Genomic DNA, 19,746 nt, shown 5'->3' on the forward strand with positions numbered 1-19,746 from the left:
TTTTTGACCAGGGGACACAGGATTAATGGAAATCGGTCTGCGCGAGTGGCTGATCGTCATCGGCGTCATCGTAATCGCCGGCATTTTGTTCGATGGCTGGCGCCGCATGAGTGGCGGCAAAGGCAAGCTCAAGTTCAAGCTCGACCGCAGCTTCTCCAACCTTCCCGATGACGGGGAGGACCCCAACCTCCTCGGACCGGCCCGCGTTCGCGAACGTGGAGAGCCCTTGCTGGACGAGGAAGACCTGCCCAGCATGAGCGCCAAGGAACTGAACAAGCGCCGCAACGAGCCACGCCAGGGCGACCTGGCGCTGGACGAGCCGGTGCCGACCCTGCTGACCCCCGTCGAGGAGGCCGCAGCGGCCAAGGCGGCGCGCCCGGCCAAGGTCCAGGACCTGCCGCCCGTGGAGGAAGTGCTGGTGATCAACGTGGTCGCCCGCGACGAAGGCGGCTTCAAGGGGCCAGCCTTGCTGCAGAACATTCTCGAGAGCGGCCTGCGTTTCGGTGAGATGGACATCTTCCATCGCCACGAGAGTATGGCCGGCAATGGCGAGGTGCTGTTCTCCATGGCCAACGGCGTCAAGCCCGGCACCTTCGATCTGGACGACATCGACCTGTTCAGCACCCGTGCGGTGAGCTTCTTCCTCGGCCTGCCCGGCCCGCGTCACCCGAAGCAGGCCTTCGACGTGATGGTGGCCGCAGCCCGCAAGCTCTCCCAGGAACTGAACGGCGAGCTGAAGGACGACCAGCGCAGCGTGCTGACCGCCCAGACCATCGAGCATTACCGCCAGCGCATCGTCGAGTTCGAGCGTCGCAGCCTGACCCAGAAGCGCTGAACCGGAAGATCCACCGAAACAGAGCAGCCCAGGCTGCTCTTTTCGTTTGCACGGAAAAGAGCCCCGCATCATGAACGACACATCAGGCAATGCCGCCCAGCGCATCCAGGCACTGCGTGCCGAACTGGATGAGCACAACTACCGCTACTACGTCCTCGACGAGCCCAGCGTGCCCGACGCCGAGTACGACCGCCTGTTCCGCGAGCTGCAGGCCCTGGAGGCCGAGCACCCGGAACTGGTCACCCCCGATTCGCCCACCCAGCGTGTCGGCGGCGAGGCCCTCAGCGCTTTCGGCGAGGTGCGCCACGAAGTGCCCATGCTGAGCCTGGGCAACGCCTTCGAGGAGGAGGACCTGCTGGCCTTCGATCGTAGCGTCCAGAGCGGCCTCGGCCTGTCCGGCGGCGACCTCTTCGGCGGTGGCGCAGCCGTGGAATACAGCTGCGAACCGAAGCTCGACGGCCTGGCCGTCAGCCTGCTGTACCGCAACGGCGTGCTGGAGCGTGGCGCGACGCGTGGCGATGGCGCCACCGGCGAGGACATCAGCGCCAACGTGCGCACCATCCGCAACGTACCGCTCAAGCTGAAGGGCGAGGGCTGGCCGCAGGTGCTGGAGGTACGCGGCGAGGTGTACATGCCCAAGGCCGGCTTCGAGGAGCTCAACGCCCGCCAGGCCGAGAGCGGCGGCAAGACGTTCGCCAACCCGCGCAACGCCGCCGCCGGCAGCCTGCGCCAGCTGGACCCGAAGATCACCGCCAGCCGTCCGCTGGAGTTCTGCTGCTACGGCATCGGCCAGGTCAGCGCCGAACTGGCCCCCACCCAGGTGGGCATGCTGGAGCGCCTCAAGGGCTGGGGCATTCCCATCAGCCGAGAGCTGCGCCTGGCCAAGGGCGTCGAGGCCTGCCTGGACTACTACCGCGACATCGGCCAGCGGCGCATGGCGCTGCCCTACGACATCGACGGCGTGGTGTTCAAGGTCAACACCCTGGAGGACCAGCAGCAGCTGGGCTTCCGCGCCCGCACCCCGCACTGGGCCATCGCCCACAAGTTCCCCGCCCAGGAGGAGCTGACCGAGCTACTGGACGTCGAGTTCCAGGTCGGCCGTACCGGCGCGGTGACGCCTGTGGCGCGCCTCAAGCCGGTCAAGGTGGCGGGTGTCACCGTCGCCAACGCCACCCTGCACAACATGGATGAAGTCGCCCGCCTGGGCCTGATGATCGGCGACACCGTCATCATCCGTCGCGCCGGTGACGTGATCCCGCAGGTCATGCAAGTGGTAGCAGAGCGCCGCCCTGCGGATGCCCGCCCGGTGCACGTGCCGGAGCAGTGCCCGGTGTGCGGCTCCGCCGTCGAGCGCACCCAGCTGGTCAAGCGCGCCAAGGGCAAGGCCACCACCAGCGAAGGCTCGGTTTACCGCTGCGTCGGCCGCCTGGCCTGCGGCGCCCAGCTCAAGCAGGCGATCATCCACTTCGCCTCCCGCCGCGCGATGGACATCGACGGCCTGGGCGACAAGATCGTCGAGCAGCTGGTGGATACCGGCCTGGTGGCGTCGCCCGCCGACCTCTACACCCTCACCTACGAGCAGGTGGTGGAGCTGGAGGGCTTCGCCGATCTGTCGACCCGCAACTTGCTGGCGGCAATCCAGGACAGCGCCAAGCCGACCCTGGCGCGCTTCATCTTTGCCCTCGGCATTCCCGATGTCGGCGAAGAGACCGCCAAGCTGCTGGCTCGCGCCCTCGGCTCGCTGAAGCGCCTGGAACAGGCCCTGCCGGAAGTGCTGACCTACCTGCCCGACGTGGGGCTGGAAGTGGCGTCGGAGATCCACAACTTCTTCGGTGACGACCACAACCGCCAGGTGATTGCCGACCTGCTGGCCCGCGGCGTCGTCCTGCAGGACGAAGGCGAGGTCAGCGCCGAGTTCACCGCCTGCGCCTCCCTGGGTGGCTTCCTCGACAAGCTGAACATCCCCGGTATCGCCACCACCGGCGCTGAGAAGCTGGCGGCCCGCTTCGGCAGCCTGCAGGGCGTGATCCAGGCCGATTGGCTGGACCTGCGCCAGGTGGAACGCCTCAACGAAAAGGCCGCCCGCTCCCTGCGCGACTTCTTCGACGAGCCGGCCAACCGCGAGCACGCCCTGCGCATCGAGGCGCAACTGCTGGAGTTCGGCATGCACTGGTCGTGCGAGCGCAAGGTGGTGGAAGGGCTGCCCCTGGCCGGGCAGACCTGGGTGCTGACCGGCACGCTGGAGGCCATGAGCCGCGACCAGGCCAAGGACAAGCTGGAAGCCCTGGGGGCCAAGGTCGCGGGCTCAGTGTCGGCGCGCACCCACTGCGTGGTCGCCGGGCCGGGTGCTGGCTCCAAGCTGGCCAAGGCCACCGAGCTGGGGTTGCGGGTGCTGGACGAGGAGCAGTTCCTCGCTGAACTGAAGACCCTCGGCGCCGCGTGAGGCGCCACACATGAAAAGGCCGGGCTTCGATGCCCGGCCTTTTCGTATCAGCCGTTGATGGCGTCGGTCAGGGCCTTGGCCGGCACCAGTTTGACCACCTTCTTCGCGGCGATCTCGATGCTCTTGCCGGTCTGCGGGTTGCGGCCGGTGCGCGCCGGGCGTTCGCTGACCTTGAGCTTGCCGATGCCCGGCAGGGTGATCTCATCGCCGTTCTCCAGCGAGTCGCTGACGATCTCGCTCAGTTGCTCCAGCACGGCGCGCACGGTGGCTCGGGTGGCGTCTGTGGCGTCGGCGATGTCGGCGATGAGTTGGTCTTTGGTGAGTGCCATGGGGGTGCTCCGATGAAGATGAAGGCGCCCGGCTCTAAGCGGGGCGGGGGCACGCTAGCACAGATCGGTTTCCCGCGCGTTGCAGGGAGTCGGGCTACGCTTGTGCGAATCGCCGCGCCCTGGGGAGAGTCGTCATGCTGCAAGCCTTCGCCGACCTGAGTTTCCGCTGGAAGATCACGTTGCCCATCCTGCTCCTGCTGGTCCTGCTCGCGCTGCTGGGCGGGCTCGGCGTGCAGGGGCTCAACCAGGTGGTCGACTCCAGTGCCCGCCTGACCAATCGCTACCTGCCCGCCGTCAGCCTGTTGCTGAACGCCGACCGCGACCTCTACCAGGCCTTCACCGCCGAGCGCAGCCTGCTGGACGAGAGCTCCGGGGACTTCGTCACCCAGCTCAAGTCCGACCATGCCGAGAACCTCCAGCAGGCCTACGACCGGGTGCACAAGTACGCCGACCTCAAGCCCGGCGACGAGGCTCGCCAGCTGGTGGCTAGCTTCGACCGTGGGTTTGCCGAGTGGAAGGCCACCTCGCTGAAGGTGGTGGCCCTGTCCTCCAGCGAGCCCGAGGCAGCCAGCCGCCTGAGCTTCGGCGACAGCGAGAAGCAGTTCCAGGCCATGCGCGATGTCATCAACAAGCTGGGTGAACTGGAGGATGCCGAAGCCAACGCCGAGGGCCTGGCGTCCACCGCCCTGGGTCAGCAGCGCAGCCTCCAGCAGGGCGTGATCATGGCCGTTGCCTGCGGCATCTGCCTGCTGCTGGTGCTGGGGTTCCCCACCCTGGTGACCCGCCCGCTGCATCGCCTGCTGGAGCGCATCGAGCAGATCGCCGAGGGCGACGGCGACCTGCGTGTACGGCTGGAAGTCACCTCGCGGGATGAACTGGGCAAGCTCAGCCATGCCTTCAACCGCTTCCTCGACAAGCTCCAGCCGTTGATCCGTGAAGTCGGCCGGGTGACCGACGAGGTGGCCAACTCCGCCCGCAGCCTGGCCGGCCTGGCGGCCGCCAATGACCGCCTGATCACCAGCGAGCACGCCGCTGTCGACCAGGTGAGCACCGCTGCCACCGAGATGAGCGCCGCCGTCCACGAGGTGGCCCGCAGCGCACAGAACGCCGCCGATGCCGCCCGCCACGCCGAAAGTCAGTCCCGCGAGGGCGCCCAGGTAGTGGGGGCCACCATCCGTGCCATCCGCCAGCTCGCCCAGGAAGTGGAGAGCGCCTCCACCACCATCGAGACACTGCAGCAGGAGACCGCCAACATCGGTGCGGTGCTCGCTGTCATCAAGGGCATCGCCGACCAGACCAACCTGCTGGCACTGAACGCCGCCATTGAAGCCGCCCGGGCAGGCGAGCAGGGGAGGGGGTTCGCGGTGGTGGCCGATGAGGTCCGCGCACTGGCTGCCCGCACCCAGGACTCCACCAAGGACATCCAGGAAATGATCGCCCGCCTGCAGGTCGGCGTTGAGAATGCCGTGAGCGCCATGCAGGCCGGCAGTCATCAGGCGCGGGACAGCGTCGAGCGCGCCGCTGGGGTGGACCAGGCCCTGAGCGACACCGGCGATTCGGTGCAGCGGATCAACGACATGGCCGCGCAGATCGCCACCGCCTGCGAGGAGCAGAGCAGCGTGACCGAGGAGATCGCCCGCAACATCAGCGACATCCGCAACCTGTCCATGGAGGCCTCGCAGACCTCGGACCAGAGCACCCAAGCCAGCCGGCACCTGTCCGAGCTGTCCAGCGGCCTGGCCAGCCTGGTGGGGCGCTTCCGGGTCTGAACGCAAGTGCTTGTCAGGAAAAGTGATTTCAGCGGTTGTAAGTTTGCCAAGAGCCAGTACAATGGCGCGGCTCGCCGATCTGGCGAGTCGCGTTATGGTGGCCCTGCCGGTCCCCCCGCATTGATCAGCCGTGAACCCGGTCAGGCCCGGAAGGGAGCAGCCGCAGCGGTGACATCGAGTGCCGGGGTGTGGCTGGTGGGGTCGCCTCCTTATTTTTCCCCTCGCTTCATCCCCTTCTTGCTGATTTCCTCGCCACGCATTGCGTGAGCACTGCCCTTATGGCGTTCCCGTCACCGAAAGAAGTTCGTCACGGGCGTGCATCTCGGGTGCAATTTGCAGGTTGCTCCGCTAGCATTAGCCCCCTCCCGATTCACTGCTGCGACGGTTTTCAATGAGTTATCAGGTTCTTGCGCGCAAATGGCGTCCCCGCTCGTTCCGGGAAATGGTCGGCCAGACCCATGTGCTGAAGGCCCTGATCAACGCCCTGGACAACCAGCGCCTGCACCACGCCTACCTCTTCACCGGTACCCGTGGCGTGGGCAAGACCACCATCGCGCGCATCCTCGCCAAGTGCCTGAACTGCGAGACCGGAATCAGCTCCACGCCCTGCGGCCAGTGCTCGGTCTGCCGGGAGATCGACGAAGGTCGCTTCGTCGACCTGATCGAAGTGGACGCCGCGAGCCGCACCAAGGTCGAGGACACCCGCGAGCTGCTGGACAACGTGCAGTACGCGCCGACCCGGGGCCGCTACAAGGTCTACCTGATCGACGAAGTGCACATGCTCTCCACGCACTCGTTCAACGCGCTGCTCAAGACTCTCGAAGAGCCGCCGCCCCATGTGAAGTTCCTGCTGGCCACCACCGACCCGCAGAAGCTGCCCGTCACCATCCTCTCCCGCTGCCTGCAGTTCTCCCTGAAGAACATGCCGCCGGAGCGCGTGGTGGAACACTTGACCCACGTCCTTACCGCCGAGAGCGTCCCCTTCGAGCCGGACGCGCTGTGGCTGCTGGGCCGCGCCGCCGATGGCTCCATGCGCGATGCCATGAGCCTCACCGACCAGGCCATCGCCTTTGGTGAAGGCAAGGTCCTGGCCGCCGACGTGCGCGCCATGCTCGGTACCCTCGACCATGGTCAGGTCTACGGCGTGCTCCACGCGCTGCTGCAGGGCGATGCCCGTGGCGTGCTTGAGGCCATCCGTCACCTGGCCGAGCAGGGCCCGGACTGGAACGGCGTGCTGGCCGAAATCCTCAACGTGCTGCACCGCGTGGCCATCGCCCAGGCCCTGCCCGATGCCGTCGACAACGGCCAGGGCGACCGCGACCGCGTGCTGGCGCTGGCCGAGGCGCTGCCGGCGGAAGACGTGCAGTTCTACTACCAGATGGGCCTGATAGGTCGTCGCGACCTGCCCCTGGCGCCGGACCCGCGCGGCGGCTTCGAGATGGTGCTGCTGCGCATGCTGGCGTTCCGCCCGGCCGATGCCGACGGCGCGCCGAGGGTGGTGCTAAAGGACCCGGGGATCAGCAAGGCCACAGCTGATTCCAGCCAGAACCCCGTGGCCGGAGCCGCCGTTGTGGCTCCGGCGGCCGTCATCCCCGCGCCTGTGCCTCAACCGACCATGCCGGCTTCTGTCGCCGCACCCGCCCCGGCGGTCGTGCCGGCCCTGCAACCGGCGCCGGAACCGGTGGTCGAGGCCGCGCCTGCTGCCGTGGTGCCCGAGCCTGAACCCGAGCCTGTAGCGCCGGTCGAGTCCGTCGTGGCGAGCGAACCGGTAATCGAGCCGGCGCTGCAGCCCGCCGTGGTTGCCGAGTCCCCCGCCGAGGTGCCGGTCGACCTGCCCTGGGAAGAGCCCGCTGCAGCAGCCGCGTCCGTGCAAGTCGCGCAGCCTGAGCCCGAGCCCGAGCCCGAGCCCGAGCCCGAGCCCGAGCCTGTAGCCGAAGCACCCGTACCGAACGCCGCACCGGCCCCTGACGCCGCAGCGCCGGCCCCTGTCGCCGAAGCCGTGCCGGCGTCCGAAGCGCCCTTCGACGACGAAGAGCCGCCGCCCGGGGACTATGACGACTACTATCAGGCGGACGCCGATTCCATCGCCTACCTCGACGAGCTTCCCGTCGGCGAGCCGGCCGTGGTGGCCGAGCCCGAAGTCCTGCCGGATGTGCAGCCGGCCACTGGCCTGGCCGCCGAATGGCTGGACCTGTTCCCGCGCCTCGGCATCAGCGGCATGACCGGCAACATCGCCGCCAACTGCACCCTGGTGGCCGTGGAGGGCGACACCTGGCGCCTGCACCTGGACCCGGCCCAGAGCGCCCTATTCAATGCCACCCAGCAACGGCGCATGAACGAGGCCCTCAACCAGTACCACGGCCGCACCCTGACCCTTGAGGTGGAGATCCGCCGCCCCGAGCAGGAAACCCCGGCCCAGGCCGCGGCCCGCAAGCGTGCGGCCCGCCAGCGTGACGCCGAAGACTCGATTGCCAGCGACCCGCTGGTGTTGAAGATGATCGAACAGTTCGGGGCCAGCGTGCGCCCGGACACCATTGAACCCCTTGACCGCTGAGGACAACCATCATGATGAAGGGTGGCATGGCAGGCCTGATGAAACAGGCCCAGCAAATGCAGGAAAAGATGCAGAAGATGCAGGAAGAGCTGGCCAACGCCGAGGTGACCGGTCAATCCGGTGCCGGCCTGGTGAGCGTGGTCATGAACGGCCGTCACGACGTCAAGCGCGTGAGCCTGGATGACAGCCTGATGCAGGAAGACAAGGAAATCCTCGAAGACCTGATCGCCGCCGCCGTCAACGACGCCGTGCGCAAGATCGAGCAGAACAGCCAGGAGAAGATGTCCGGCATGACGGCCGGCCTTCAACTGCCGCCCGGCTTCAAGATGCCCTTCTAAGTGGGGAGCGCCCAGCCAGCACGCATGACTCCGTTGCGAACGGCTCCGGGCATCCTCATTTACAGACGTAAACTCCGGTGCCTGTAGCCGTTCACGCCTTGTACTGCATGCCGTCTGATCGCTCCTGGCGACAGCGACTGTAAATAGAAGTCGGAAGCGAGCAGGGCACCGGAGCTCGTTTCAGCCCCAATCCGAGATTTCTGAATGAGCTTCAGTCCGCTGATCCGCCAACTGATCGACGCCCTCCGCATCCTGCCCGGTGTAGGCCAGAAGACGGCCCAGCGCATGGCGCTGCAGTTGCTGGAGCGTGACCGCAGCGGCGGCCTGCGCCTGGCCCAGGCACTTACCGCCGCAATGGAAGGTGTCGGGCATTGCAAGCAATGCCGAACCCTGAGTGAGGACGACCTCTGCCCGCAGTGCGCCGACCCGCGTCGCGACGACTCGCTGCTGTGCGTGGTGGAAGGGCCGCTGGACGTGTTCGCCGTGGAGCAGACTGGCTATCGCGGCCGTTTCTTCGTGCTCAAGGGACACCTCTCGCCCCTGGATGGACTGGGCCCGGAAGCCATCGGCATTCCCGAGCTGATGGAGCGGATCGAGGCCGGCGCCTTCAGCGAAGTGATCCTCGCCACCAACCCGACCGTGGAAGGGGAGGCGACCGCCCACTACATTGCCCAATTGCTGGCACCCAAGGGCCTGGTGGCCTCGCGCATCGCCCACGGCGTACCGCTGGGCGGCGAGCTGGAACTGGTGGATGGCGGCACCCTGACCCACGCCCTGGCCGGCCGCCGCCCCATCGGCCTCTGATCGCTCTTCCGTAGCCCGGGCTCCAGCCCGGGATCGCATCGACCTACCGGCTACCCCAGTGCAGCCAAGGCCTCCAGCGCCTTGTCATCCATCCCGTAGGCAATCCACTTGCTGTCGGGGTGACCGCCCAGGCGTTGATAGAAGCGCTCGGCACCTCGGTTGCCCACCAGTACATCCCACTTCAGGCGTCCCGCGCCGCGAGCTTGCGCCCAGCGCGCCACGGCGGCCATCAGGCGCTGTCCCTGACCCTGGCCACGCGCGTCCGGCACCAGGTACAGCTCCTTGAGCCGCACCGTCGGGCGCAAGTCGTAGGTGAAGACGATCTCCTGGGCCACGGCATAGCCGAGCAGTCGGCCCGAGGTTTCCACCACGAAGACCTGGCACTGGGGCTCCGGGCCGAAGGCGCGGGCCAGCAGTTGCGCCTCGCTCACCGCGAACTCCTCCAGGTACGCCTCGAAACGTGCCAGCTCGCGCATCAGCGGGAGGAGGGCGGGCACGTCCTCGGCCCGCGCCTCGCGTACGGATGGGCTCAACATGCGCACGAGATGGCCGGGCGAGCTGCCTGCTGGCTTTGCGCACCGGTCAGGCTCAGGCCCTCGTCCAGCCAGCCGGTGACACCGCCGAGCATCTCCTTCACCGCGAAACCCAGCCCGGCCAGGCGCACGGCCGCGCGATGGACGCCGTTGCAGTGAGGCCCCGCGCAGTAGACGACGAACAGCGTGTCGCGCGGGTAGCCGGCCATGAACTCGGCGGTCATCAGCCGATGGGGGATGTTGATCGCGCCCGGCACATGGCCGGCGGCGTAGGCCGCCTCGCTGCGCACGTCGACCAGCACGTAGTCCACGTCACCGGCCTGCTGGCTGGCATGTACGTCCGAGCAATCGGTCTCGAAGGCCAGGCGTTGGGCGAAATGGGCGAGGGCGGCTTCCGGGTGGGCAGCGGGATGCTGGCGAACGAGGCTGGGCATGGTGGTTCTCCGTCGGTTAGGGGATGGCGCCACTGTATCCAGCGCGTTTTCTTCCCTAAAGTGGCGGGCGAGACAGTAACTGGTAAGTTTCCGCCAAATGCACGACGACCCCGGCCTGGTGGCCATCCTCGCCTACGACGGCCTCTGCACCTTCGAATTCGGCATTGCCGTGGAGATCTTCGGCCTGCCACGGCCCGAGTTCGATTTCCCCTGGTATCGCCACTGCATCGTCGGCCTGGACGACGGCCCCATGCGCGCCATGGGCGGCATCCAGGTGCTGGCCGATGCCGGCCTGGAGCGCCTGACCGAGGCCCGGACCATTGTCATTCCCGGCTGGCGTGACCGCGCCGAGGTGCCCCCGGAGCGGCTGCTGGCAGCCCTGCGCGGCGCCCATGCCCGAGGGGCACGGCTGGTGTCCATCTGCTCCGGCGTCTTCGTCCTCGCCGCCAGCGGCCTGCTGGATGGCCAGCGCGCCACCACCCACTGGCGCTACACCGACGAACTGGCGCAGCGCTTCCCGGCCATCGAGGTGGACCCGGACGTGCTCTACGTGGATGCCGGCCCGCTCATCACGTCGGCCGGTAGCGCCGCCGGCATCGACGCCTGCCTGCACCTGGTGGCGCGAGACTTCGGCACCCAGGTGGCCAACACCGTGGCCCGGCGCCTGGTCATGTCGCCCCAGCGGGCCGGCGGCCAGGCGCAGTTCATTCCCGCCCCGGTGGCGCAGGCGCCGCGCAATGACCTGTCCGCCCTGATGCAGTGGGCCCGCCAGCACCTGCACGAGCCCCTGGAGGTGAGCCAACTGGCACGCCGCGTGGCCATGAGCGAACGCACCTTCCTGCGACGTTTCAGTGAAGCCACCGGCATGACCCCCAAGGCCTGGCTGCAGCACGAGCGCCTGGCCCGCGCCCGCGAGCTGCTGGAAAGCACGGCCGACGGCAGCGAGCGCATCGCCGAACGGTGCGGCTTCCGCTCGGTTGAGAGCTTCCGCGTGGCCTTCCGCAACGCCGTCGGGCTGCCGCCTTCTGCCTACCGTGAGCGCTTCGGCGCGGCGCATACGACCTGATCGATGGCGCAACTCCCGTCTTGAAAACCAAGCAAGCGCTCGGTAAGTTTTCCTGACTTTCGCCAGGGAGCTACGCCATGCCGGCCTGCCAGGAATACTTCGACGAATCCCATCAACTGGTGCGTGATTCGGTACGCCGCTTCGTCGAGCGGGAAATCCTCCCCCACATCGACGACTGGGAAGAGGCCGAATCCTTCCCCCGCGAGCTCTACCTCAAGGCCGGTGCTGCCGGCATCCTCGGCATCGGCTACCCCGAGCAATACGGCGGCAGCCACGAGGGCGACCTGTTCGCCAAGGTGGCGGCCAGTGAAGAGCTGATGCGCAGCGGCTCCGGCGGCCTGGTGGCCGGGCTCGGCTCCCTCGACATCGGCCTGCCGCCCCTGGTCAAGTGGGGCCGCCCCGAGCTTCGCGAGCGCATCGCCCCGCAGGTGCTGGCCGGCGAGAAGATCATGGCGCTGGCCGTCACTGAGCCCTCCGGCGGCTCCGACGTGGCCAACCTGAAGACCCGCGCGGTGCGCGAGGGGGACTTCTACCGCGTCAACGGCAGCAAGACCTTCATCACCAGCGGCGTGCGCGCCGACTACTACACCGTGGCGGTGCGCACCGGCGGCGACGGCTTCGGCGGCGTCAGCCTGCTGCTGATCGAGAAGGGCACCCCCGGCTTCAGCGTCGGGCGCCAACTGAAGAAGATGGGCTGGTGGGCCTCCGACACCGCCGAGCTGTTCTTCGAGGACTGCCTCGTCCCGGTGGGCAACCTCATCGGCGTCGAGAACATGGGCTTCGCCTGCATCATGGCCAACTTCCAGTCCGAGCGGCTTGCCCTGGCCATCATGGCCAACATGACCGCCCAGATGGCCCTGGAAGAAGCCGAGCGCTGGGCCCGCGAGCGGCAGGCCTTCGGCAAGCCCATCGGCAAGTTCCAGGTGCTCAAGCATCGCCTGGCGGAAATGGCCACCCAGGTCGAGGTCTCCCGCGAGTTCACCTACCGCCAGGCGGCGAAGATGGCCGCCGGCAAGAGCGTGATCAAGGAAATCTCCATGGCCAAGAACTTCGCCACCGACGTGGCGGACCGGGTCACCTACGACGCCGTACAACTGCTCGGCGGCATGGGCTACATGCGCGAGAGCCTGGTGGAGCGGCTCTACCGCGACAACCGCATCCTCTCCATCGGCGGCGGCTCGCGGGAAATCATGAACGAGATCATCAGCAAGCAGATGGGGCTCTGAGCCCCCCGGTGCCGTGAGGCACCGGGGCTCCACCCTCAGGGGATGAAAGCGCAGAGGCCTTTCAGCGCCCCATGCGCTCCAGGGCTTCGGCCGCCAGCACCCGCGTCAGCTCGCCCGCCGGCAGGTGCTTCGACAGCGCCGCCGCCTGGCCCGACCACAGCGACATGAAATCATCGGCACCCGCCGCCTCGGCCTTGGCTCGTAACGGGGCCAGCGCACCGCCCGCCAGCGGGAAGGCCGGTGCCAGGTCACTCAATGGCCCCACCTCACGCATCACCCGATTGAGAATCCCCCGCGCCGGGCGCCCGGTGAACAGGTTGGTGATGGCCGTACCGTCGTCCCGGCTCTGAGCCAGCGCCTGGCGGTGCAGGGCAGGCAGGCGCGCCTCCGGAGTGAACAGGTAGGCCGTGCCCAACTGCACCGCCGCCGCCCCCAGCGCGAAAGCCGCTGCGATGCCGCGTGCATCGGCGATGCCACCGGCCGCAATCACCGGTACCCGCACCGCATCCACCACCTGGGGCAGCAGCGCAAAGGTGCCCACCTGGGTGTCCACCCGCGTATCGAGGAACAGCCCGCGATGACCGCCGGCCTCCGCGCCCTGGGCAATGATCGCGTCACAGCCCCGGGCCTCCAGCCAGCGGGCCTCGGCCACCGTGGTGGCCGACGAAATCACCTTCGCCCCGGTCGCCTTCACCCGCTCCACCAGCGCTGCCTCCGGCAGGCCGAAGTGGAAGCTCACCACCTCCGGGCGCAATGCCTCCACCAGCTCGCAGAGCGCTTCATCGAACGGCGCGCGGTTGGACAGCGGCACTGGCTCGGCCGGGTCCAGGCCGAGTTCCCGGTAGTAGGGCTCCAGGCGCTGCTTCCAGGCCGCCAGGCTGGCCTCGTCCGGCACCGGCGCCGAGTGGGCGAAGAAGTTCAGGTTGATCGGCGCCGCAGTCCCTTCGCGAATCCGCCCGACTTCCTGGCGGATCTGCTCGGCACTCAGCATCGCGCAGGGCAGCGAACCCAAGCCACCGGCCTGTGCCACCGCCACCACCATTTCCGCATAGGACGGCCCCGCCATCGGCGCCTGGATGATGGGCAGTTCGATGCCGAACAGATCCTGGATACGGGTATCGGGCCAACGGGACATGGCAGTGCTCCTGGCAGGGGAAAGGGCGACAGGATACTGCCAAATGCAGCGTGGCAGAGCGGGCGGATTGCCGCGCTGCTGCCCAAGACGAACAAGGCCCCTTGCGGGGCCTTGTCGAAAGCGGGTGGTGTTACTGCCAGTTGGTGGCGATCACCACCTCCAGTTGAGCCCGTTGCTCAGGCGTGAGGTTGGAGTTGCCCGCAGTCGGCGGTGCAAAGGCGGCCATGGCGTTGACCAGGTTCTGTACCTGGCTGTCGAGGAGGGTCTTGCCGTCAGCGGTCTTGATCGTCTCGACGTGGTTCGAGGCGCTGGCGTACCAGTTGCTGATGGTGACCTTGTCGTCGGAGCCGAGGACGGAGAGTTCCAGGTTGTTGCCGGTGCGCTTGAACCAGACATCCGAGGCATTGATGCCTTCGCCAAAGCTCAGGACATCGTTCCCGCCGTTGTCGTAGAGGGTGTCCTGGCCGTCGCCTTTCCCGAAGCGGTAGATGTCATTGCCGGCGCCACCGTTGAGGATGTCGTTACCCAGGCCTCCGATCAGTACATCGTCACCGGCATCGCCATTGAGGTTGTCATTGCCATTGCCGCCGATGAGCAGGTCGTTGCCGTTGCCGCCGTAGAGGGTGTCGTTGCCTTCACCGCCGTCGAGGAGATCGTTGCCATCCTCGCCGTCGAGCCGATCATCCCCGAGTTCGCCGTACAGCGAATCGTTGCCAGCCCCGCCATAGACCGAGTCATTGCCGTTGCCGGCGGTGATCAGGTCGTTCGTGGCATAGCCGGTGAGAGAGTCATTGCCCGTAGTGCTGACCAGGGCCATCTGCTTGACAGTGTCGATGTTCCAGACGGTGCCGTCGGCGAAGCGGATTTCCTCCACCTTGTAGGGGCCGGTGGCATCGTTGCTGAAGTAGCTGTTGACGGTGATGCGGTCAGCGGTGCCGCTGAGCGAGAGCACGAGGTTGGCGCCGCTGCGGGTGATGAGGATGTCACCGGCTGCGATGCCGGCCCCGAACTCGATGGTGTCGAGTTTGTTGGCCGTGGTGTCGTAGCTGCTGATGGTGTCGCTGCCCCAACCGCGCTCGAAGCGGTAGATGTCATTGCCGGCGCCACCGTTGAGGATGTCGTTACCCAGGCCTCCGATCAGTACATCGTCACCGGCATCGCCATTGAGGTTGTCATTGCCATTGCCGCCGATGAGCAGGTCGTTGCCGTTGCCGCCGTAGAGGGTGTCGTTGCCTTCACCGCCGTCGAGGAGATCGTTGCCATCCTCGCCGTCGAGCCGATCATCCCCGAGTTCGCCGTACAGCGAATCGTTGCCAGCCCCGCCATAGACCGAGTCATTGCCGTTGCCGGCGGTGATCAGGTCGTTCGTGGCATAGCCGGTGAGAGAGTCATTGCCCGTAGTGCTGACCAGGGCCATCTGCTTGACAGTGTCGATGTTCCAGACGGTGCCGTCGGCGAAGCGGATTTCCTCCACCTTGTAGGGGCCGGTGGCATCGTTGCTGAAGTAGCTGTTGACGGTGATGCGGTCAGCGGTGCCGCTGAGCGAGAGCACGAGGTTGGCGCCGCTGCGGGTGATGAGGATGTCACCGGCTGCGATGCCGGCCCCGAACTCGATGGTGTCGAGTTTGTTGGCCGTGGTGTCGTAGCTGCTGATGGTGTCGCTGCCCCAACCGCGCTCGAAGCGGTAGGTGTCATTGCCGGCACCACCGTTGAGGTAGTCGTTACCCAGGCCTCCGATCAGCACATCGTCACCGGCATCACCATTGAGGTTGTCATTGCCATTGCCGCCGAGGAGCAGGTCGTTGCCGTTGCCACCGTAGAGGGTGTCGTTGCCTTCACCGCCGTCGAGCAGGTCGTTGCCATCCTCGCCGTCGAGCCGGTCATCCCCGAGTTCGCCGTACAGCGAATCGTTGCCAGCCCCGCCATAGACCGAGTCATTGCCGTTGCCGGCGGTGATCAGGTCGTTCGTGGCATAGCCGGTGAGAGAGTCATTGCCCGTAGTGCTGACCAGGGCCATCTGCTTGACAGTGTCGATGTTCCAGACGGTGCCGTCGGCGAAGCGGATTTCCTCCACCTTGTAGGGGCCGGTGGCATCGTTGCTGAAGTAGCTGTTGACGGTGATGCGGTCAGCGGTGCCGCTGAGCGAGAGCACGAGGTTGGCGCCGCTGCGGGTGATGAGGATGTCACCGGCTGCGATGCCGGCCCCGAACTCGATGGTGTCGAGTTTGTTGGCCGTGGTGTCGTAGCTGCTGATGGTGTCGCTGCCCCAACCGCGCTCGAAGCGGTAGGTGTCATTGCCGGCACCACCGTTGAGGTAGTCGTTACCCAGGCCTCCGATCAGCACATCGTCACCGGCATCACCATTGAGGTTGTCATTGCCATTGCCGCCGAGGAGCAGGTCGTTGCCGTTGCCACCGTAGAGGGTGTCGTTGCCTTCACCGCCGTCGAGCAGGTCGTTGCCATCCTCGCCGTCGAGCCGGTCATCCCCGAGTTCGCCGTACAGCGAATCGTTGCCAGCCCCGCCATAGACCGAGTCATTGCCGTTGCCGGCGGTGATCAGGTCGTTCGTGGCATAGCCGGTGAGAGAGTCATTGCCCGTAGTGCTGACCAGGGCCATCTGCTTGACAGTGTCGATGTTCCAGACGGTGCCGTCGGCGAAGCGGATTTCCTCCACCTTGTAGGGGCCGGTGGCATCGTTGCTGAAGTAGCTGTTGACGGTGATGCGGTCAGCGGTGCCGCTGAGCGAGAGCACGAGGTTGGCGCCGCTGCGGGTGATGAGGATGTCACCGGCTGCGATGCCGGCCCCGAACTCGATGGTGTCGAGTTTGTTGGCCGTGGTGTCGTAGCTGCTGATGGTGTCGCTGCCCCAACCGCGCTCGAAGCGGTAGGTGTCATTGCCGGCACCACCGTTGAGGTAGTCGTTACCCAGGCCTCCGATCAGCACATCGTCACCGGCATCACCATTGAGGTTGTCATTGCCATTGCCGCCGAGGAGCAGGTCGTTGCCGTTGCCACCGTAGAGGGTGTCGTTGCCTTCACCGCCGTCGAGCAGGTCGTTGCCATCCTCGCCGTCGAGCCGGTCATCCCCGAGTTCGCCGTACAGCGAATCGTTGCCAGCCCCGCCATAGACCGAGTCATTGCCGTTGCCGGCGGTGATCAGGTCGTTCGTGGCATAGCCGGTGAGAGAGTCATTGCCCGTAGTGCTGACCAGGGCCATCTGCTTGACAGTGTCGATGTTCCAGACGGTGCCGTCGGCGAAGCGGATTTCCTCCACCTTGTAGGGGCCGGTGGCATCGTTGCTGAAGTAGCTGTTGACGGTGATGCGGTCAGCGGTGCCACTGAGCGAGAGCACGAGGTTGGCGCCGCTGCGGGTGATGAGGATGTCACCGGCTGCGATGCCGGCCCCGAACTCGATGGCGTCGAGTTTGTTGGCCGTGGTGTCGTAGCTGCTGATGGTGTCGCTGCCCCAACCGCGCTCGAAGCGGTAGGTGTCATTGCCGGCACCACCGTTGAGGTAGTCGTTACCCAGGCCTCCGATCAGCACATCGTCACCGGCATCGCCATTGAGGTTGTCATTGCCATTGCCGCCGATGAGCAGGTCGTTGCCGTTGCCGCCGTAGAGGGTGTCGTTGCCTTCACCGCCGTCGAGCAGGTCGTTGCCATCCTCGCCGTCGAGCCGGTCATCCCCGAGTTCGCCGTACAGCGAATCGTTGCCAGCCCCGCCATAGACCGAGTCATTGCCGTTGCCGGCGGTGATCAGGTCGTTCGTGGCATAGCCGGTGAGAGAGTCATTGCCCGTAGTGCTGACCAGGGCCATCTGCTTGACAGTGTCGATGTTCCAGACGGTGCCGTCGGCGAAGCGGATTTCCTCCACCTTGTAGGGGCCGGTGGCATCGTTGCTGAAGTAGCTGTTGACGGTGATGCGGTCAGCGGTGCCACTGAGCGAGAGCACGAGGTTGGCGCCGCTGCGGGTGATGAGGATGTCACCGGCTGCGATGCCGGCCCCGAACTCGATGGCGTCGAGTTTGTTGGCCGTGGTGTCGTAGCTGCTGATGGTGTCGCTGCCCCAACCGCGCTCGAAGCGGTAGGTGTCATTGCCGGCACCACCGTTGAGGTAGTCGTTACCCAGGCCTCCGATCAGCACATCGTCACCGGCATCGCCATTGAGGTTGTCATTGCCATTGCCGCCGATGAGCAGGTCGTTGCCGTTGCCGCCGTAGAGGGTGTCGTTGCCTTCACCGCCGTCGAGCAGGTCGTTGCCATCCTCGCCGTCGAGCCGATCATTCCCTTCGCCACCTTCCAGGTAGTCGGCCCCTCCGTTTCCGTAAAGGGTGTCCTGGCCTCCCTCGCCAAAGAGAAAGTCGGTGCTGTTGGAGCCTTTGATACTGCTCGCCGCCGCAGTATCGAATACCACGCCGCTTCCTGCTCCCAACTGCTGGCGGAGTGCCTCGACCTCCGCCGGTCCCAGTTGGCGAACCCAGCTGCCTAGGATGGCTGCCTCCTGAACGGGCCACCCCCAGCTACCTGCAGCGGCATCGTTGAACTCGATCAGGTCGGCGATTGCCCTAACCGGTTGGCTGGCATGTACCTGGGTGAATTTTTCCATCGTCTTGCTGAAATCCAGCGTCACGATGTCCTGTTTCATGACCAGGGTGACCAACTCGGCGTAAGGTTTCAGACGCGTCTGGAGCAGCAATCCCTTGTAGACCGAGTCGAGCAATGCCTGGTAAGCGGCGCGGATACCGGCTTCTTGGTTCGGGCCGAACGAGAAGTCCTTCTCGGTCAGGTAGTAGGTCGTGCCTGTGGCCAGCACGGCCCCTGCCGTACCGGTGCGATTCTGGCTGCCTGCTCTGTACTCCAGGGGGAGCATGCCGTTCTGGCCATCCTTGGCTGGAGGCTTGAAGTCGAAAAAGTACTGGCCGTTGAAAACCTCCAGGACCCGGACCATTTCCAGCAGCTCTTTCTTGCGCAACTGGTCTGCGGTTGGCCCACTGCTTTGCGGATCGCCGATCGGCGTGCCCTGGACTCCGCCGCCTCCACCAGAGCCACCTACGCCCATGCCCTCCCGTTTGATTTCCCAGGAATAGGCGAACTTGACCTCGAAGGCGCGGCCACTGGCCAGGTCGGAGACACGCTCGTCGAAGGTGCGGAAGTCTGCACTGTCTGCCCAGGCGTTAACGAGGTTATTCAGCAGTGCCAACTGGGCGGCGCGGCTGTCGGCCTGGGAGTAGGTCGACAGGGCTGCTCTCACAGCGCCGCTGAGCGCGGCGGCTTCACGCAAGTCCCTTACAGCACCTGCACCCCGCATGTTCGGGGTGTCGGCCAGGTGCGCCGGGATCGAAATAGCATCGGCGAATCGACGGTAGAACGGGTTGTTCTCGAAGTAGACATCGCCCGATACACCTACCTTCCCGCCATGGTCGTCATCCCATTGGAAGGTGCTGAAACCGTCGATGTGGTTGTCGTTGCCCAGCGCTTGTTTCTTGCCATCGGAGTTCGTGGAAATGCTGGCAATACCCGTTTCCTGCAGCGTCTTGAGCTCGTTGGCCTGGCTGATGCCGTCGCCGTTCAGGTCTCGCCAGATGCGCAGGTCCGCCCAGACCTTATCGCTGGCATCCAGCTTGCCGTCCCCGTTGCTGTCCACGGCCTGCATGGCCTCGAAACCATCGCGGGCCTTCTGTCCGTTGGCGAGTAGGGTGTGCTCGCCAAACAGCTCGCGGCCGCTGTCGATCGTGCCATTGCCATTTCGGTCGAGAACCAGGAGGCCGTCGTCGGACTTCACCCAGCCCGAGCCATGCTTGTTGCCGTCGCCGTCATGGTCGAACAGCGTTTGGCCTTCTGCGCCGTAGGTCTCGATGCCATCGCCGTCCAGGTCCAGCACGATCGGCGAAGACGTTTTCAATGCACCCTCGTAGTGGGTGTTGACCTCTTTGTCGATCTGTTCGATCTCGAAGGCACTCCTGTTCTTCCACCACCACACGGTGCCGACGGCGTCTTGCGGGATATCGTCGATCACACCGGCTTTGTTGAAGAACTTGAGCAACAGCTTGGCGGGCTTGGAGCCCATGCCGCCCGCGGCTGTTTCCAGGGCCTCGTCAAGCGTCTCCAGTGCATCATGAGCCTCACCTGTGCTCATGCCGATGGTGTTGCCGTTTACAACCTCGTCCTTGGTGTTGATTTCGATGCGACGTCCCTGATCGTTCTCCACGACCACAACATCACCATCGCGTCCTACATATCGCCACATATTGCGTGTCTCCTTGACTGGAATATTCCGTTT

The 19,746-nt window shown here is 66.0% G+C and carries 13 protein-coding genes and 1 other RNA gene; 9 read left to right on the forward strand and 5 right to left on the reverse strand.

From position 1 onward, the window contains the following. Positions 1–25: 25 nt before the first annotated feature. Together zipA and ligA are read left to right on the forward strand one after the other, a co-directional pair. Complete coding sequence (gene zipA / locus PotMrB4_RS10060) at positions 26–835, forward strand: cell division protein ZipA (protein ID WP_074967626.1); 810 nt, start codon at positions 26–28, stop codon at positions 833–835. A 70-nt stretch (positions 836–905) separates the two neighbouring features. After that, positions 906–3,278, forward strand: a complete 2,373-nt coding sequence (gene ligA / locus PotMrB4_RS10065) for an NAD-dependent DNA ligase LigA (protein WP_172433150.1) — start codon at positions 906–908, stop codon at positions 3,276–3,278. A gap of 47 nt (positions 3,279–3,325) precedes the next feature. On the opposite strand, the gene PotMrB4_RS10070 is transcribed toward ligA, so the two are convergent. Continuing rightward, positions 3,326–3,607 carry an HU family DNA-binding protein gene (locus tag PotMrB4_RS10070; protein ID WP_044412796.1) on the reverse strand — a complete coding sequence of 94 codons (282 nt, stop codon included), beginning with the start codon at positions 3,605–3,607 and terminating at the stop codon, positions 3,326–3,328. 134 nt (positions 3,608–3,741) lie between these two features. On the opposite strand from PotMrB4_RS10070, the gene PotMrB4_RS10075 reads away from it, so the two are divergent. From PotMrB4_RS10075 to recR, 5 genes are all read left to right on the forward strand, one after another. After that, complete coding sequence (locus PotMrB4_RS10075) at positions 3,742–5,376, forward strand: methyl-accepting chemotaxis protein (protein ID WP_172433151.1); 1,635 nt, start codon at positions 3,742–3,744, stop codon at positions 5,374–5,376. Positions 5,377–5,480: 104 nt separating this feature from the next. Next, an RNA gene (ffs, locus tag PotMrB4_RS10080) (signal recognition particle sRNA small type) lies at positions 5,481–5,577 on the forward strand. Positions 5,578–5,767: 190 nt separating this feature from the next. Further along, positions 5,768–7,930, forward strand: a complete 2,163-nt coding sequence (dnaX, locus tag PotMrB4_RS10085; protein ID WP_172433152.1) for a DNA polymerase III subunit gamma/tau — start codon at positions 5,768–5,770, stop codon at positions 7,928–7,930. An 11-nt stretch (positions 7,931–7,941) separates the two neighbouring features. Continuing rightward, a complete protein-coding gene (locus PotMrB4_RS10090; protein ID WP_044412787.1) occupies positions 7,942–8,268 on the forward strand; it encodes a YbaB/EbfC family nucleoid-associated protein in 327 nt (108 codons plus the stop codon). 204 nt (positions 8,269–8,472) lie between these two features. Then, on the forward strand, positions 8,473–9,072 hold the full coding sequence (gene recR, locus PotMrB4_RS10095) for a recombination mediator RecR (RefSeq protein ID WP_044412784.1): 600 nt from the start codon (positions 8,473–8,475) through the stop codon (positions 9,070–9,072). A 50-nt stretch (positions 9,073–9,122) separates the two neighbouring features. Here recR and PotMrB4_RS10100 read toward each other — a convergent pair whose 3' ends face one another. Continuing rightward, positions 9,123–9,608 (reverse strand): GNAT family N-acetyltransferase, encoded by a 486-nt coding sequence (locus PotMrB4_RS10100; RefSeq protein WP_172433153.1) that lies wholly within the window; start codon positions 9,606–9,608, stop codon positions 9,123–9,125. Further along, positions 9,602–10,039, reverse strand: coding sequence for a rhodanese-like domain-containing protein (locus PotMrB4_RS10105; RefSeq protein ID WP_172433154.1), 438 nt, complete (start codon positions 10,037–10,039; stop codon positions 9,602–9,604). The genes PotMrB4_RS10100 and PotMrB4_RS10105 overlap by 7 nt, the downstream gene beginning before the upstream one ends. 97 nt (positions 10,040–10,136) lie before the next feature. Between PotMrB4_RS10105 and ftrA the strand changes: the two genes are divergently transcribed. Then, positions 10,137–11,105, forward strand: coding sequence for a transcriptional regulator FtrA (gene ftrA / locus PotMrB4_RS10110; RefSeq protein WP_172433155.1), 969 nt, complete (start codon positions 10,137–10,139; stop codon positions 11,103–11,105). Between the two features lie 77 nt (positions 11,106–11,182). After that, complete coding sequence (locus tag PotMrB4_RS10115; protein WP_044412774.1) at positions 11,183–12,331, forward strand: acyl-CoA dehydrogenase family protein; 1,149 nt, start codon at positions 11,183–11,185, stop codon at positions 12,329–12,331. A 61-nt stretch (positions 12,332–12,392) separates the two neighbouring features. Here PotMrB4_RS10115 and PotMrB4_RS10120 read toward each other — a convergent pair whose 3' ends face one another. Together PotMrB4_RS10120 and PotMrB4_RS28375 are read right to left on the reverse strand one after the other, a co-directional pair. Beyond that, a complete protein-coding gene (locus tag PotMrB4_RS10120) occupies positions 12,393–13,466 on the reverse strand; it encodes an NAD(P)H-dependent flavin oxidoreductase (protein ID WP_172433156.1) in 1,074 nt (357 codons plus the stop codon). A 130-nt stretch (positions 13,467–13,596) separates the two neighbouring features. Beyond that, the gene (locus PotMrB4_RS28375; protein ID WP_172433157.1) at positions 13,597–19,674 is read right to left on the reverse strand and encodes a beta strand repeat-containing protein; all 6,078 of its coding nucleotides are present in this window, start codon (positions 19,672–19,674) and stop codon (positions 13,597–13,599) included. Positions 19,675–19,746: the final 72 nt, after the last annotated feature.

Origin of the sequence: Metapseudomonas otitidis (genome assembly GCF_011397855.1) — a bacterium.
GTDB classification, from domain to species: Bacteria; Pseudomonadota; Gammaproteobacteria; order Pseudomonadales; family Pseudomonadaceae; genus Metapseudomonas; species Metapseudomonas otitidis.

What these genes read in the sequence shown, in the direction of transcription:
- recR (WP_044412784.1), top strand. Translation starts at nt 8,473, where the DNA reads ATGAGCTTCAGTCCGCTGATCCGCCAACTGATCGACGCCCTCCGCATC.
- PotMrB4_RS10070 (WP_044412796.1), bottom strand. Translation starts at nt 3,607, where the DNA reads ATGGCACTCACCAAAGACCAACTCATCGCCGACATCGCCGACGCCACA.
- zipA (WP_074967626.1), top strand. Translation starts at nt 26, where the DNA reads ATGGAAATCGGTCTGCGCGAGTGGCTGATCGTCATCGGCGTCATCGTA.
- ftrA (WP_172433155.1), top strand. Translation starts at nt 10,137, where the DNA reads ATGCACGACGACCCCGGCCTGGTGGCCATCCTCGCCTACGACGGCCTC.
- PotMrB4_RS10075 (WP_172433151.1), top strand. Translation starts at nt 3,742, where the DNA reads ATGCTGCAAGCCTTCGCCGACCTGAGTTTCCGCTGGAAGATCACGTTG.
- PotMrB4_RS10090 (WP_044412787.1), top strand. Translation starts at nt 7,942, where the DNA reads ATGATGAAGGGTGGCATGGCAGGCCTGATGAAACAGGCCCAGCAAATG.
- PotMrB4_RS10120 (WP_172433156.1), bottom strand. Translation starts at nt 13,466, where the DNA reads ATGTCCCGTTGGCCCGATACCCGTATCCAGGATCTGTTCGGCATCGAA.
- dnaX (WP_172433152.1), top strand. Translation starts at nt 5,768, where the DNA reads ATGAGTTATCAGGTTCTTGCGCGCAAATGGCGTCCCCGCTCGTTCCGG.
- PotMrB4_RS10100 (WP_172433153.1), bottom strand. Translation starts at nt 9,608, where the DNA reads ATGTTGAGCCCATCCGTACGCGAGGCGCGGGCCGAGGACGTGCCCGCC.
- ligA (WP_172433150.1), top strand. Translation starts at nt 906, where the DNA reads ATGAACGACACATCAGGCAATGCCGCCCAGCGCATCCAGGCACTGCGT.
- PotMrB4_RS10105 (WP_172433154.1), bottom strand. Translation starts at nt 10,039, where the DNA reads ATGCCCAGCCTCGTTCGCCAGCATCCCGCTGCCCACCCGGAAGCCGCC.
- PotMrB4_RS10115 (WP_044412774.1), top strand. Translation starts at nt 11,183, where the DNA reads ATGCCGGCCTGCCAGGAATACTTCGACGAATCCCATCAACTGGTGCGT.